The 14,984-nt window shown below is 71.0% G+C and carries 11 protein-coding genes, 1 tRNA gene and 1 pseudogene; 9 read left to right on the forward strand and 4 right to left on the reverse strand.

Annotation, left to right across the window (positions count from 1 at the left end; genetic code table 11):
• Window positions 1-151 precede the first annotated feature (151 nt).
• The 5 genes and pseudogenes from OG202_RS44870 to OG202_RS44890 all read left to right on the forward strand — a co-directional run bounded on the left by OG202_RS44870 (window position 152) and on the right by OG202_RS44890 (window position 4,825).
• A pseudogene (locus OG202_RS44870) lies at window positions 152-419 on the forward strand (hypothetical protein).
• The gene (locus tag OG202_RS44875; RefSeq protein ID WP_327732389.1) at window positions 416-547 is read left to right on the forward strand and encodes a hypothetical protein; all 132 of its coding nucleotides are present in this window, start codon (window positions 416-418) and stop codon (window positions 545-547) included. The pseudogene OG202_RS44870 and the gene OG202_RS44875 overlap by 4 nt, the downstream one beginning before the upstream one ends.
• A 36-nt stretch (window positions 548-583) precedes the next feature.
• Window positions 584-655 (forward strand) — tRNA-Pro (locus OG202_RS44880).
• A gap of 3 nt (window positions 656-658) precedes the next feature.
• Window positions 659-2,959: a hypothetical protein gene (locus OG202_RS44885; protein ID WP_327726353.1), complete on the forward strand. Its 2,301-nt coding sequence runs from the start codon at window positions 659-661 to the stop codon at window positions 2,957-2,959.
• 438 nt (window positions 2,960-3,397) lie between these two features.
• Window positions 3,398-4,825: a hypothetical protein gene (locus tag OG202_RS44890; RefSeq protein WP_328224591.1), complete on the forward strand. Its 1,428-nt coding sequence runs from the start codon at window positions 3,398-3,400 to the stop codon at window positions 4,823-4,825.
• A 19-nt stretch (window positions 4,826-4,844) separates the two neighbouring features.
• Here the strand turns inward: OG202_RS44890 and OG202_RS44895 are convergent, their stop codons facing one another.
• The 4 genes from OG202_RS44895 to OG202_RS44910 all read right to left on the reverse strand — a co-directional run bounded on the left by OG202_RS44895 (window position 4,845) and on the right by OG202_RS44910 (window position 10,081).
• Window positions 4,845-5,081, reverse strand: a complete 237-nt coding sequence (locus OG202_RS44895) for a hypothetical protein (RefSeq protein WP_327726352.1) — start codon at window positions 5,079-5,081, stop codon at window positions 4,845-4,847.
• Window positions 5,082-5,105: 24 nt separating this feature from the next.
• A complete protein-coding gene (locus tag OG202_RS44900; protein ID WP_327726351.1) occupies window positions 5,106-5,657 on the reverse strand; it encodes a hypothetical protein in 552 nt (183 codons plus the stop codon).
• A 409-nt stretch (window positions 5,658-6,066) separates the two neighbouring features.
• Window positions 6,067-8,871 carry a glycoside hydrolase family 78 protein gene (locus OG202_RS44905; protein WP_328224592.1) on the reverse strand — a complete coding sequence of 935 codons (2,805 nt, stop codon included), beginning with the start codon at window positions 8,869-8,871 and terminating at the stop codon, window positions 6,067-6,069.
• 169 nt (window positions 8,872-9,040) lie between these two features.
• Window positions 9,041-10,081 (reverse strand): LacI family DNA-binding transcriptional regulator, encoded by a 1,041-nt coding sequence (locus tag OG202_RS44910; RefSeq protein ID WP_327726349.1) that lies wholly within the window; start codon window positions 10,079-10,081, stop codon window positions 9,041-9,043.
• Between the two features lie 266 nt (window positions 10,082-10,347).
• Here OG202_RS44910 and OG202_RS44915 point away from each other — a divergent pair, with 266 nt between their 5' ends.
• The 4 genes from OG202_RS44915 (at window position 10,348) to OG202_RS44930 (ending at window position 14,976) form a co-directional block, all read left to right on the forward strand.
• Window positions 10,348-11,673, forward strand: a complete 1,326-nt coding sequence (locus OG202_RS44915) for an ABC transporter substrate-binding protein (protein WP_326573853.1) — start codon at window positions 10,348-10,350, stop codon at window positions 11,671-11,673.
• Between the two features lie 12 nt (window positions 11,674-11,685).
• Window positions 11,686-12,624 carry a carbohydrate ABC transporter permease gene (locus tag OG202_RS44920; protein ID WP_327726348.1) on the forward strand — a complete coding sequence of 313 codons (939 nt, stop codon included), beginning with the start codon at window positions 11,686-11,688 and terminating at the stop codon, window positions 12,622-12,624.
• A complete protein-coding gene (locus OG202_RS44925; protein WP_326573849.1) occupies window positions 12,621-13,448 on the forward strand; it encodes a carbohydrate ABC transporter permease in 828 nt (275 codons plus the stop codon). The genes OG202_RS44920 and OG202_RS44925 overlap by 4 nt, the downstream gene beginning before the upstream one ends.
• 97 nt (window positions 13,449-13,545) lie before the next feature.
• Window positions 13,546-14,976 carry a family 43 glycosylhydrolase gene (locus OG202_RS44930; protein ID WP_328224593.1) on the forward strand — a complete coding sequence of 477 codons (1,431 nt, stop codon included), beginning with the start codon at window positions 13,546-13,548 and terminating at the stop codon, window positions 14,974-14,976.
• The last annotated feature ends 8 nt before the right edge of the window (window positions 14,977-14,984 follow it).

The following is a 14,984-nucleotide window of genomic DNA, read 5'->3' on the forward strand; positions in this document are numbered from 1 at the left end:
CGGGACCTCCGTCGGTGGACTGGGAGGATCACCGCGGTCACAGCATTGCACCGGATTCGGCCACGCAACAGGGTCGTGACTGGAATCAGTGGCATGGCGGGTGGGGTACGGGTACCTCCCCCACCCCTGGGGGAGGGGAAGGAGCACGACGATGTCCGATGCCAACGTCCGAACCCCATGGAAGTCGAGGACCGGCTGGCCGCCGTAGCTGCTGCTGAGGGGCTGTCGCTGCGCGCGTATCTCGCTCGTCCCGCCGAGACGCTGCTGACTCCGGCCGAGCGTGCCGAGCGTGCCGCGAGGGCGGAGAAGGCCCCTGGCCGCGTTTGACGGAGTGGAACGGCTACGCGCCGACCGCTGCCGAGGAACAGGACCTGGACAGCGAGCCGGACCGGCGCCTGGCCCAGGTGACCAGCCGGTGAGCGACGCTGTGCACATCGTCCTGGACGACACCGCGATGGCCGCAGCCGACCAGGGCAACGTCCTCGCTTCCCGTCTGATCCACAGGCGTACTGCTCGCCACCGTGACGCCCTGCCGAAACCCGGTTGAACGGTGACCATCCCAGCGTCTAACTTCGGCGGTCAACGGCGTGTAGCTCAGCAGCAGAGCACCGGGCTCGGGACCCGGAGGGCGCAGGGGCGGAACCTGCCACGTCGGCTTATGAACGACAACGCTGAGCAGCAGCCCCTCACCGCGGCCCCGTCCTATGCGGCGGCCCAACTGGCCAAGGCCTTCACGACCGCGCTGACCCACGAGGACGCCGGCACCCGGCGCCGCGCCGAGGCACGCGGGCAGCGCTGGCGGGAGGTTCTCGCGGGCTTGGCCGCGGGACGGCTGACCGTCGGCTCACGTACCCCGGTCGCGGGGCTTCCGGCCTGGGTGACCCCCGAGGTGGTGCGGGGTGGCTTCGCCACCGGGACCGCGAGCGGGGGCGGTCCGCTCCAGCAGTACGAGACCGAGGCCGCGCGGAGTTTCGGCGTGCCCGCCGAGCGGCGCGCGCTCTTCGCGCACTGCCTCACCGCATCCGGACTCGCCTGGCTGTGGGCCCGGTTGGACAGCGGCCACTACGAGATCTGCGTACCGGAGGAGGCGGCGCTGCTCACCATGGCGTGGCTGGTGCGGCACGGGGAGACGGACGCGGCGCTGGACCTCGCGGCGGAACTGGAGCCGTTCGCCGACCGGCTGCGGTTCCTGCCCCGCCCGGCGGACGGGCCCGCGCCGGACGCCACCGCGGCCGTCCACCGGCACACCGTCTCCGACGCGGTCGACACCCTGATACGGCGGCGGCCGAACGAGGCCGTCGAGACCCAGCGCGAGGCGCTCGCCGTCTGGCAGCCGTTCGGCGACGAACTGCTCGTTCACTGGCTGCGGACGGCGCGGGACGGCCGGGTCCTCGAACTCGCCCCGGACGCCGACTGGTTGGCGCGCGGCGAGGTCCTGCTCGGCCGCTACCGGCTGCTCGCCGCAGAGCACACCCGCTGTACCAAGCACCGCAGCCCCAAGGAGAACCTGGGCATTCTGCGCGGCGCGCTGGAGGAGCTCGTCGCCGGACGGCCGCTGGACGCGCGCCGGCTCGGTCTGCTGCGGCATGCGGTGGCGTCGATGGTTCGGCGGCGCGGTCTGCCCGGATCCGCCGGGCATACGGCCCTGCGCCGGAGCCAGGCCGAGCAGGCGGCGCGCCCCTCCCACCACGCCCTGGCCCAGCTGATGCTGCGCCGGCTCGCCGTACTCCCGCAGGAGACGGGCATCCGCGATGTCGCCCCGCTTCTTCGCGCGGTGACCGAGGAGGAGAGCCGGGAGACCGGGCTGCCCGCCGCGGCTGCCGTACCGCCCACGATCGGCCAGGTGGTCGAGTCCGCGCTGAGCGCACCGCTCGGCACACTCGTGGAGCGGGGCGTCGTCCCGTCCGCCGAGGTCCTGGCCGAGCTGGTACCTCAGCTGGTCGCCGCCACCACCGCGCAGGCGTACCGCGACGAGGCGCTGCGGTCGCTGATGGCCGCGAACTACCGGGCGTTCCGCGACCGCCGCTCCCTGCTGCTGCTCAACCTGGAACGGCAGGTGCGCGTCGAGGAGCTGCCCTGGGTACGGGCGGTGTCCGGGCAGCGGTCCGCGGTGCCGGGCACGTCGGACGGCGAAGGTGCGCTCACCGTGCTGCGGCAGCTGGGCGAGCTGGCTGTGCAGGCCTTCCCGGGCACCATCCTGCCCAATCCGTTGGTCCGTGAGCTCGGTGTCCTCGAGCGCGAGTGCGACCTGGGCGCACCGTTCGTGGAGGAGCTGGCCGCCGACATCTTCATGGGCACGTTCAGCCCGAAGTTCCTCACGGCGGCGCGGATCGCGGGCGAACTGCTCGGCGGCACGCTGTACGAGCGCTACTACGGCATCGACTACGCGGCGATCCGTAATCTGGCGATCGCCGAGGCCGGCACGGCCCTGATCCGTTCTCACGGCGCCCGTACCTCTCCCGGTTTCGCGCGGCTGTGCGCCGAACGGGCCGGGACGACGTCCGGGGCCTGGTCGGTCGCCGCGAACGGCACGGTGATCGAGCAGGCGCAGATCCTCACCACCCACAACCTGGCCACGCTGGTCCACCGGGTGGGCATCGTCCCGCGGCCCGGCCGGGCCGACCTGGCGCGCCGCTGTTTCGTGACCGTGTGCCGGCTGACCGCCCGTGTCCACCACCACCCGCGTCCCTTGGGCACGATCAAGGACGCTGCGTACGCGTGGCGCCAGATGGTGTTCCACCTGTCCCTGTGCCCGACGGAGGACCAGCGGCGGATCATCGCCGACCTGGACGAGGAGACGGCGCGCCACTCCGCCCAGGTCGCGACCCGGCTGGCCCCCGCCCTGGCAGGCCTGGCCCTGGTCGCCGAGGGCGGCACCTTCGGCGGGGACGGAACCACGGACGGCGGCCGCGCCCGGCGCTTCCTGGGATGGAGCACCGACGGGCACTGGATGCGCTGAAAGGGATCCGAACCAACCCGCTGCCGCCCGGCCGTCAACGAGGCAGGCAGCGGCGAGGGGCGCACCCGTGCCCCGCAAGGAGCGACGAGGGGGTGCAGGGGGCAGAGCGTGAGGCAGTGAGGGTGAGCCGGTGCTCGGCCGTCTGCATGGGGGCGTATCGAATTTCCCTCTGCCCAGGGAGGTGCTGCCCGTAGGCGACCCCATGGGGGAGGACGCGGCGGCCGGATGTCCCCGGCGGAAACCCCGACTACCTCGTCGAGAACGTGGCGGCGGGGCGATCCGGCTCACGGATGCGGAGGTGAGGCGGCTCGACGTGCTCGCGTGAAACACGGTCACCCGGTCCACGGTCACCCATCGTGTTCGAATTGACACGCGGAGGCATGCGTCGCGTACTGGACATAAAGGACTTTTCCCCCGGGGTTCGCTCCTGGAGCGGCAATGACCGTGCAGCAGCACGCGATGACCCAGACGGTTCTCGTGTACGAGGACGATCCCGGACCTCCTCTGCAGGAAAATGTGCCGGTGCGACACCCGGTTCCCCAGCTCGACACGCAGCCCTTTCCGACGGTCATCGCCGAGGCCGTGCCGCAGCCGGACAGTGCCGGGCCGGGCACGCCGGCCTTCCGCTACTGGGTGGCGGCCGACGCGCTGAGCACGGGTTGCCAGACCTGGGGTCCGCTGGTTCCCACGGGAACTCAGTGGGTCCCGTCGGTCGGACGCGTCCTGTCCGTGCATCTCGACGAGGGGGTCGACCTCAACGCCTTCTACGACCGGCGGAGCCTCAAGTTCTTCCACCAGAGGGTGGAAGGAGTGGACGTCTTCTCGGGCGGAAGCCCCGAGATCGTCCGGCACGAGTTGGGTCACGCGGTCCTCGACGCCCTGCGCCCCCAGCTGTGGCACGCGGCGATGCACGAGGCCGACGCCCTGCATGAGGCGTTCGGTGATATCAGCGCCCTGCTGACCGCACTCCAGATGGAGTCGCTGCGGACCGCCGTCCTGACCCATACGCAGGGCCGCATCGAGCAGTCCTCCCGCATGTCGCGGCTGGCCGAACAACTGGGCTGGGCGCTGGACAAGGTGGCACCGGGCGCGGCCGAACCCGACTGCCTGCGCAACATGTCCAACCGCTTCTTCTACCGTGACCCGGTGGAGCTGCCGCCGAGCGGACCCGCGAACATGCTCACCAGCGGGCCGCACTCGTTCTCCCGCGTCTTCAGCGGCGCGTTCCTGAAGATCGTCGCGGGGATCTTCCGCCAGCAGGACAGCCAGGACCAGGCGGCGCTGGCCGAGGCGGGCAGGATCGCCGGCCAGCTGCTGGTGGACGCCGTCGTGGCCGCGCCGGTGGTGGCGGGCTACTACGCGCAGGTCGCGGGCCACATGATCGCGGCGGACCAGCGTCGCCACAGCGGCAGGTACGGTACCTCCCTGCGCTCGGCGTTCACCCGCCACGGCATCCTCTCCCTGAACGCCGCCACGTCCCTCACCGCGCAGGAGATCGCACTTCAGGGCGCCGCCATGGCCGAGGCGACGCCGGGCGGCCGGGATGAGGACGGTCTGACGGCCGTCACGGTCCAGGGGGCCGGGTACGGCATCACCGGACCGCTCACCCTCTACGCCCCCGGGGAGTCCCGACGCTTCGGCGTCGCCGGCTCCGACCCCGCGGGCGGCTCGGTGCGGCCCGCCGACCCCGAACAGGTCGCCACGTCGTATCTGGAGGACCTCCTCCGGCGCGGCCGGGTCGAGATCCCCGCCGAGAACCGTTCCCACGTCGCGATCGTCGACGACAGCCCCCGCCTCAAGACCCACGAGATCGTCCGGAGCGAGACCGCCGACGGCCTCGCCCTGGTCCGGCGCTGCTTCGACTGAGCAGCCGCCGCCCGGGAAGTCAGCCGTAGCCGAGAAAGCGCAGACGGCGGACGGTGAGCCGTCCGTCGTCCTCGCGTTTGACGACGTGGGTCGTCCGGGACGTCGGTTCCTCGCCCTCGAACACCGCCTGGCCCCGTGCCAGCAGATCGCTGACGTACTTCTCGGTCGCCCGGCGCTCGGCCTCGTCGTTCTGCTCGTGGTCGTGCTCGTGCCCGCCTTCGCCCGAGGCTGGGTTCGTGTCATTGTCCGTGCCCATATGTGAACTTTATTCCGTCGGGTCCTACAGTCCGGCGAAGGTCAGAGCGGTCGCCGTGACCGACCTGGCGAAGGTGGCGGCGAAACCGGTGTCGTGGTCCTCGTCGAGGAGCGTGTCGCCCGGGGTGTGGTACTGCCGGGTGCCGGTCCCGGTCGCGCCGTCGGGGGTGGAGAAAAGGTCCTCGGAGACGGCGACGGCGGCCCATCCCCGCTCAAGGAAGCCGGCGTGGTCACTGCGTCCCACCGCCGGGTCGCCGGGGCTCGTCAGGTGCTGGACGGTCACCGTGGGATCGAAACCGGCGCGGGCTGTTCGGGTTCCCAGCCGCCGCTGGGCAGTTCGATCCAGCGCGAAGCCTTCCCGTCGCCGTCGGCCTCGACGGTCTTGAACGCGACATCCTTGGCGTCCGGCAGCTACCGGACCTTGATCGCGTGCGGCGTCGACCCCGGTCTCCTTGGCCGGGCCGCCGACGATGTAGCCGTCGTCGGTGGCCCTGAGCTTCCAGTCCTTGGGCGCCTCGGCGAGCGTCACGGCACGGGGAGCGATGCCCTCGGGCGGCGCGACGCGCAGTTCGGTCAAGCCTGCCGCGTCGGACTCGGCCTCGGAGCGACGGTGAGGCTGACGTTCTCCGCGAGGGCCTGGGGCTCGTCGGCCTGGACTCCGGGTGCGCGGCTGCCGACGCGGCCGGCCCGAGCACGGCCGTCAACGCGGCGGCACCGACGAGCCCGGCCCGACGGCCGGCATACGGGTGGATGAACATGGACACAGGGGGAGTTCCTCGCCGGTGGATGAAGGGCCGGACCCGCGACTGACGGGACCGGTGAAGGACCGACGGTGCTCCCGGCGCGGTGGTCCCCCTGCGCACCACCGCGTGGTGCAGTGCCTCCCTCCAGACATGTCCCTTCGACGGCGTGAGAGCCGTCGAAGGGACAGCTGGGGTGCATGGCCCGTGGACCGCCCGGTCGCGCGACCGCCCGATCCCTGGACGTCAGCCCGCCGTGCCGCTCAGGAGGGCGTCGAGTTCGGCGGTCGCGTCGGCGCCGCCGTCCTCGAAGACGACCTTGTTCAGCAGTGCGGGCAGCCGGCCGGCCGGCAGGTCCAGGAAGGGCCCCAGCCGCCGGGCCAGTTGCGCGGAGTCGTCCCCCAGACCGTGCCGGGCCAGGACGGCTGCCGTGCGCCCCCAGAGGCCGGGCTCGTCCATCAGGTCCCGCACGGTGACCACCTCGGGCGGCGCCGGGGCGAGGCAGGGATCGTCGACGGTCCACGCGTGCGTGCCGTGCGCCACGGTCACCGGAGGTGCCCCGGGACCCGGAAGGTGGACGGTGGCCCGTGTTCCCGCGGGCACGACCACCTCCAGGTCGAAGCGGCCGTCCTCGCGCCGCCAGCACACCGACACCTCGCCGTACGGAGTCAGATGCCGGGCCGCGGCGTGGGTCAGGGACCGGTCCGGCAGCGGGCGTACGAGGATCTCGCGGTAACCGGGCGCGGCCGGGGCCAGTCCCGCCACGGTGCGGTGCATCCAGTCGGCGACGGCCCCGAGGGCGTAGTGGTTGAAGGAGGTCATCCGGCCGGGGTTGACCGTGCCGTCGGGCAGCATGCTGTCCCAGCGTTCCCAGACCGTGGTGGCACCCATCGTCACGGGATACAGCCAGGAGGGGCAGCCCTTCTCCAGCAGCAGCCGGTGGGCGAGGTCCGGGTGGCCGGCGGAGGTGAGGGCGTCGGTCATCAGCGGGGTGCCGACGAAGCCGGTGGCGATGCGGAAGCCGTTCGTGCGGACGAGGTCGGCGAGCCGGTGTCCGGCGGCCTCGCGCCGGCGCGCGGTGGGCAGCAGATCCCACTGCAGGGCCATGGCGTACGCCGTCGGGGAGTCGCCCAGCACGCGCCCGGCCGGGGTGACGAACGCGCGGGCGAACGCCGCACGGGTCCGGTCGGCGAGTCCGGAGTACCGGGCGGCCTCCTCGGCGTGGCCCAGTACCTCCGCGGTGCGGGCCACGACGTCGGCGCACCGGACCAGACAGGCGGTGGCGACGACATCGGGCGGTGTACGGGCGGCGAACGGGTCCTCGGGCGGGGCGGCCGGGTCGAGCCAGTCGCCGAACTGGAAGCCGCCCGCCCACACCCCGTCGGTGGTGAGCGAGGCGATCTTGTCGACCCAGCCTCGGGCGCTGGTGAACTGCCGCCGGAGGACGCCGGCATCGCCGTAGCGCTCGTACAGCACCCAGGGCACCACGGGCGCCGCGTCGCCCCAGGCCGCCGCCGTCGGGGCCTCGGTGTCCAGGACGTCGGGGACCACCCAGGGCACCGCGCCGTCGGTGTGCTGGTCGGCGGCGAGGTCGGCGAGCCAGGAGGACAGGAAGCCGGCCGAGTCGAAGAGGAAGGAGGCGGTGGGGGAGAAGACCTGGATGTCGCCGGTCCAGCCGAGCCGCTCGTCACGCTGCGGGCAGTCCGTGGGGATGTCCAGGAAGTTGCCTCGTGTGCCCCGGACGACGTTCTCGTGGAACTGCTCCAGGTCCGGGTCGGAGCAGGAGAACCAGCCCGTGCGGCGCAGGTCGCTGCCCACCACCACGGCGTGCAGGTCCTCGCCGGCCGGGTCCGGTACGCCGGTGATCTCGGCGTACCGGAAACCGTGGAACGTGAGCGAGGGTTCGAGGACGGTCTCCTCGGCGTCGGCCAGGAGGTAGGTGTCGACGGAGTCGGCCGTCCGCAGCGGCCTGGTGCACAGCTCCCCGTTCTCCAGGACCTCGGCGTGCCGGACGACGACCTCCGCGCCGGCGGTGGCGTCACGCACGCGCAGCCGGACCCGGCCGACGATGTTCTGCCCGAAGTCGACGAGCGTACGGCCGGACGGCGACTGCCAGACCCGCAGGGCCGGCAGCACCTCGGTGACACGGACGGGCGGACCCTCCGGGGCCACGAGCCGGGCGAGGTCCGCCTCCTCGTCGGACAGCACGTCCACCGGGCCGTCGGCGGCGCCCGGTGTGAACCGCAGGTCGGTGCGCTGGCCCTTGTAGAGGTCGTCCGTGACGATGCCGGTGTCCCGGGCCCGCCACTCCTCGTCGGAGCCGAAGACCTCCACCGATCCGTCGGTGTAGCGGACCTCGAGCTGCGCGAGCAGGGCCAGCCGGTCGCCGTACCGGGCGCGGGCGCCCCACCAGCCGAGGTGTCCGCGGTACCAGCCGTTGCCGAGCACGACCGAGAGAGTGTTCTCGCCCTCGCGCAGCAGTGCGGTGACGTCGTGCGTCTGGTAGCGCAGCCGGTGGTGGTAGCTGGTCCAGCCGGGGGCGAGCACCTCGTCGCCGACCCGGCTGCCGTTGAGGGACGCGGTGTAGACCCCGTGGGCGGTGGCGTAGAGGCGGGCGGAGGCCACGTCCGTCCGCAGCACGACCGTCCGGACGAGCTCCGGAGCCGGCGCGTCCAGGGCGCCGTGGTGGCGGGGGGTGATGAAGCGGGCGGTCCAGTCGTCGGGGCGCAGCAGTCCCGTCTCCACGGTGGCGGGCGCGCTCCAGTCGCTCCAGCGCGCCGCGGAGGCCACCCGGATCCGGACGCTCGCCCGGCCGCGCGAGGCCAGGGGCGCGAAGGGCCAGGGCACCAGCACCTGTTCGGCCGACTCGACCCGTGCCGTCGTACCGCCGTCCAGCTCCACCTCGTACGCCGTCTGCCGCCAGGCGGGGTCGTCGGTGCGGACCTGCCAGGACAGGCGGGGTTCGGGGGTGCCGACGCCGAGCGCGTCCTCGCGGTGCTCGAAACGGATCGACACCACTGCGGTGCCGGGTTCCGGACGCTCAAGACTCATGCCGGCTCCTTGCTCGTGTGGAACGTTCCACGCTTGAAACGAGTCAACCGTGAGGTGAAGACGCCCGGCGCGTCAAGAGGGGGCGCGGGGGATCCCGCGGCTCCGATCGCCCGACGGCCACCGTCCGCTCGGTCGTGCGAGGACCGGGGGCCGAGCGTCGGGGCCCGGGTCAGGTGCGGGGCGGTGCCGTACTGCCGCGCGTCACCAGGTGTGGTGTCGACGCCATGACCAGGGAGCGCTCACGCCGCTTCTCGATCCGCTCCAGCAGCAGCCGGGCGGCCGTCTCGCCCATCACGGCGCCCGCCTGGTCGACGCTGGTCAGGCTCACCGGCGCGAGTGCGGCGACCGAGGTGTTGTTGTATCCGGCGAGCGAGAGGTCGTCGGGGATGCGCAGGCCGAGCTCGGAGGCGGCACGGAAGACGCCGGTCGCCGCCACGTCCGCGCCGGCGAAGATCGCGGTGGGCGGGCGCGTGGAGGTGAGCAGTTCCATGGCGCCGCGGTACCCGCCCTCGTCCGAGTACCCGGACCGCACCACCCGGGCCAGGTCCGCCAGGCCGTGCCGGGTCATCGCCGCCCGGTAGGCGGCCCGGACGTGGTGCTCGGGCCGCTGCTCCCACTCTGTGCCGCGCGCCGTCGGATGCGATACATGGGCTATGTCGCGGTGCCCGAGGGCGACCAGGTGGTCGACGACGAGATCGGCGCCGGCGCCGTCCTGGTTGACCACGCAGTCGTACGCCGGGGAGGGGTCGTGATGGCCGATCACCACGGTCGGCACTTCGGTCGCGACGCGCACCACCTCCGTGCGGGGCACGGCCGGCGCGATCAGGACCAGGCCGTCCATCTGCCGGTCCACCATGGCGTGGATCAGCTTGGTCTGGTCCTCCATCTCGGAGGAGCCGCTGGAGCCGAGGAACAGCGCGTACTCGGTGTTCCGCAGGGCCGCGTTCATCCCGTCCAGGAGGTCGGCGTAGAAGGCGTTGCGGATGCTCGCGAGAAGGACGCCGAGCGTGTACGTACGGCCCCTCATGCCCCGGGCGGCGGCGTGCGGGCGGTAGCCCAGCTCGGCCATGGCCGTCCGTACCCGGTCGTGCATCGCCGGGCTCACCCCGTAGGCGTTGTTCAGGACCTTCGACACCGCCGAGGTGGACACGCCGGCGACGCGCGCGACATCGGCGATCGTGACTCTCTTCGAGCCGCCCGCTGGTTGCACTGGGGGTCCCCACCTCCGTCGTCATGACCGCTCCGCCCTGTCCGGCGTTTCGGGAACGTTACTCGCAGATGGCTTGACGGCTCCGGCCTCTTCGCCTCAACCTTTGGGTCGTCCCGTTGTGGCACGTTACACGAAGGCGGATCGCGTCGGCTGCGCCGCGGCCGGGCCGCCCGGAGTCCCAGGGGCAGTCGACCGTGACCGGGGTGTCGACCGTGGATTCACCTCACGAATTGAATCGTTTCATCCCTGCCGAACTAAGGAACGTCATGAGGTCAAGCACCCTCGCCAAGAGAAGAGCGGCCCTGGCCGCGGCCGCCGTTCTGCCGCTTCTGCTCAGCGCGTGCAGCGCCGGCTCTCTCGGCTCGTCCGGCGGGGACGGCGGCGCCACGACGATCAAGCTGCTCGTCGACAACGCGCCCGACAACCTTCAGGCCGCCAAGGAGCTGGCGAAGGACTTCGAGGCCGAGAACCCGAAGATCAGGGTCAGCGTGGAGACACGCCCCGGCGGAGCCGACGGCGACAACCTCATCAAGACGCGGCTGCAGACGGGCAGCATGAGTGACGTCTTCGTCTACAACGTGGGTTCGCTGTTCCAGCAGATCGACCCGGCGAAGAACCTCACGCCGCTCACCCGGGACGCGTACGTCGAGAACCTCGACCGGTCGTTCGTCAGCCAGGTCACCGCCGGCAGCCAGACGTACGGCGTCCCGCTGGGCTCGGCACTCGGCGGCGGCGTCCTCTACAACAAGAAGGTCTACGCCGACCTCGGCCTGAAGGTGCCCAGGACCTGGGCGGACTTCATCGCCAACAGCAAGAAGATCAAGGCCGCCGGGATCGCCCCGGTCATCCAGACCTACCAGGACACCTGGACCTCCCAACTCCTCGTCCTGGGCGACTTCCACAACGTGGCCGCCGCGGAACCGGACTTCACCAAGAACTACACCGAGAACAAGGCGAAGTTCGCCGCGGACCCGAACGCGATCAAGGGCTTCCAGCACCTCCAGCAGATCCACGACCTGAAGCTGCAGAACTCCGACTTCGCCTCGGCCACCCTCGTCAAGGGCCTGCAGATGCTGGCCACCGGCAAGGGCGCCCAGTACCCGATGCTCTCCACCGTCATCAGCGGGATCAAGGCGAGCAACCCCGACCAGCTCAACGACATCGGGTTCTTCGCCCTGCCCGGCGACGACGCCGCCGACAACGGCCTGACGGCGTGGTTCCCGAACGCCCTGTACGTCCCCAAGACCACCACGGGAGACAAGCTCGCCGCGGTCAAGAAGCTCCTCGCGTTCGCGGCGAGCCCGGCCGGCTGCGCCGCCCAGGCCAGGGCCTCCACGCCGACCGGGCCGTACCTGGTCAAGGGGTGCACCCTGCCGGCGGACGTCCCGACGATCACCAAGGACGTCGCCGCCTACTTCACGGACGGCTCCCAGAGCCCGGCGCTGGAGTTCCTCTCCCCGGTGAAGGGCCCGAGCCTCGACCAGATCGCCGTCCAGGTCGGCTCCGGCATCACGAACGCGAAGACGGGTGCCGCCCAGTACGACAAGGACGTCCGGAAGCAGGCTCAGCAGCTCGGCCTGCCGGGCTGGTAGAGAGGCCGACCGATGACCACAGTTGTACCGACCGGGCCGTCGACGGCCGAGCGGCCCGAGGCGAAGACCAGGACCGAGCCGCCTCGGTCCGCGCGGACGCACAGCGCCTATCCCACCTGGTTCTACCTGCCGGCGGCGGTGATCTACGGGGCCCTGTTCCTCGTCCCGACCTTCGCGTCGTTCTACTTCAGCCTCACCCGGTGGACCATCTTCAAGTCGACCTTCATCGGGCTGGACAACTTCACCGAGTTCTTCCAGGAACCCGCCCTGGTCAAGGGGTTCGTCAACACCTTCCTCTACGCGGTCGTCACCTCGGGCCTCAAGGTGGTCCTCGGCCTCCTCCTGGGAATCCTGCTGACCAGCCAGATCCGCGCCCGCGGCTATCTGCGCTCGGTGGTGTTCTTCCCGGTGCTGGTCAGCACCGTGGGCGTCGGCATCACCTTCACCGCCTTCATGGACCCGTCCACCGGTGCGATCAACAAGACGCTCGCGGCGCTCGGCGTCGACGGTCCGGGCTGGTTGACGGACCCCTCACTGGCGTTGTTCTCGGTGGCCCTCGTCGACGTCTGGAAGGGCGTCGGCCTGGCCACCGTCATCTACATCGCCGGCATCGTCTCCATCCCGCAGGACTACTACGAGGCGGCGCGGATCGACGGGGCGGGTCCGTGGCAGCTGTTCCGCAACGTCATTTTGCCGCTGAGCCGGCCGGCCACCTCGACCGTCATCATCCTGTCGCTCATCGGCGGCCTGCGGTCCTTCGACCTCATCTGGGCCATGACCCGCGGCGGCCCCGGCTTCAGCTCCGACGTGGTCGCCTCCGTGATCTACAAGCAGTACCAGGCGGGCTTCTACGGCCTGTCGACCGCCGGCAACGTCATCCTCTTCCTCGTCGTGACGGCGATCATCGTCCCGCTGTCCCGCTTCCTGGCCCGCAAGGAGGTGGAGCGATGAACAAGCCCGCCCGTACGGGGCTCGCCGTTGCGTCGGTCGCCGTCAGCCTCGTCGTCTTCGTCGTCCCGTTCGCGTTCATCGTGCTCACGGCCGTGAAGGACCCGCAGCAGGCCGCGCTGCTCGACTTCTCCTGGCCGCGCGACTTCCGACTCGTGGACAACCTCGTCCAGGTGGTCCAGGCGCGGGACTACATCCTCGTCATCGCCTTCATCAACAGCGTGATCCTGACCGTCGCCAGTGTGGCCGCGATGGTCGTCCTCGGGGCGATGGTCGCGTTCGTGCTGCAGCGGCGGATCACCCGCTGGACGGGACTGATCAACTTCCTGGTCCTGTCCGGGCTGATCATCCCGCCGGCGGTGGTGCCGACCATCTGGGTCCTGCAGAAGGCGGGTCTGTTCGGCACGCTCCCCGGGCTGATCCTCGTGGAGATCGCGTTCGGCCTGTCCTTCTCCATCCTGCTCTTCCGCGCCTTCATCGCCACCATCCCGCGCGAACTCGACGAGGCCGCCATCATCGACGGGGCGTCCCCGCTGCGGCTGTTCTTCCGGGTCATCCTCCCGGTACTGCGGTCGGTGATCGTGACGGTGATCGTCGTGCAGTCGGTGGCCGTCTTCAACGACTTCACCAACCCGCTGTACTTCCTGCCAGGCGAACAGAACGCCACCGTCCAGCTGACGCTGTTCAACTTCCAGAGCCAGTACAGCACCAGCTACAACCTGCTCTTCATGGACATCCTGCTCATCACGATCCCGCCGCTGGTCATGTTCCTGTTCTTCAACCGGCAGATCGTGTCGGGCATGACGGCCGGAGCGGTCAAGGGCTGACGAGGCGCCACCGCACGCCGGGCCCCGCAGGGGACAGCGCTCGCCCCGCCTCATCCACAGCGACACAAGCGACACAAGCGACACAAAGGAGTCTCGCATGCGCGTCCACAACCACCCGGGGCCGCGCCCCGGCGCAGGCGCACGACGCGGCCGGCCCGCACTCGCGGCGGCCCTGGTGGCCTTCCTGACCGTCCTCGGCCTGGTCACCGCCTCTCCCGCGCGGGCGCTCAGCGGTGACCTCCGCATGCACGACCCGAGTGTCATCAAGGTGGGCAGCTGCTACTACGGCTTCTCCACCGGGTTCGAGAACGACCCGCTCAACCCCAGCGGGGCCATCACCCTCCGCAAGACGTGCGGCGGCACCGCGGCATCCGGATGGACGAAGGTGGGGAACGTCTGGGGCGCGACGCCGGCCTGGATCACCGAGAAGCTCGGCTCGACGCCACCGAACATCTGGGCCCCGGACATCAAGTACTTCAACGGCAAGTACCACCTGTACTACGCCGGTTCCCGCTGGGGCACCAACTACGCCGTGATGGGCCTGGCCACCGCCACGAACATCGAGGGCCCCTGGACCGACCAGGGCATGGTCACCGACGTCAACTACCCCATCGACCCCAACGTCGACTGGGGCCCGGACGGCCGGCTGTACGTCTCCTGGGGCTCCTGGACCGGCTCCGGCACCTATATGCACGTCCTGGACCAGTCCACGGGCAAGCTGTCCACCACCGACCACAACCTCTGGCGCATCGCCGTCGACATCGAGAACCCGACGATCATCCTCAACGGCGGCTACTACTACCTCTTCGGCTCCAAGGGCCTGTGCTGCAGCGGGACCAACAGCACCTACTACACCGTGGTCGGCCGCTCCACCAGCATCACGGGACCGTACCTCGACCAGAACGGCACCGACATGGCCTCCGGCGGCGGCACCACCGTCCTCACCGGTGCCTACCCCAGGGTGGCCGCCGGTGGCGCCGACGCCTACGACGACGGCACGTCCAAGTTCCTCGCCTACCACTACTACGACGGCGACAACTCCGGGCGGGAGACCCTCGACATCCGCCAGGTGACCTTCGCGGGCGGCTGGCCCGTCATCGCGAGTCCGCTCGGAGCCGCGAACAACCACCTGCTGAACCGCAACAGCGCCAAGTGCGCGGACGTCTGGTCCCTGAGCACGGCCGACGGCGCGCCGGTGAACTCCGGCAACTGCAACTCCGGCGCCAACCAGCAGTGGGTGCCCACCGCCGTCGGCTCCCACCACCGACTGGTCAACGTCAACAGCGGCAAGTGCCTGCAGATCTCCGGCGCCTCCACCACCGACGGCGCGGTGGCCGTCCAGTCGACGTGCACCGGGGCCTCGCACCAACTGTGGACGAGGACCGCGGTGATCGGCGGCTACGTCACCTTCACCAACGTCAACAGCGGCAAGTGCCTCCAGGTCGCCGGAGCGTCGACCGCCAACGGCGCGGCCCTGGCCCAGGCGACCTGCACCACCGGCGCGAACCAGCAGTGGATGGTCGTCTGACCCGCGCC

Source organism: Streptomyces sp. NBC_00310 (genome assembly GCF_036208085.1).
Lineage (GTDB): Bacteria > Actinomycetota > Actinomycetes > Streptomycetales > Streptomycetaceae > Streptomyces.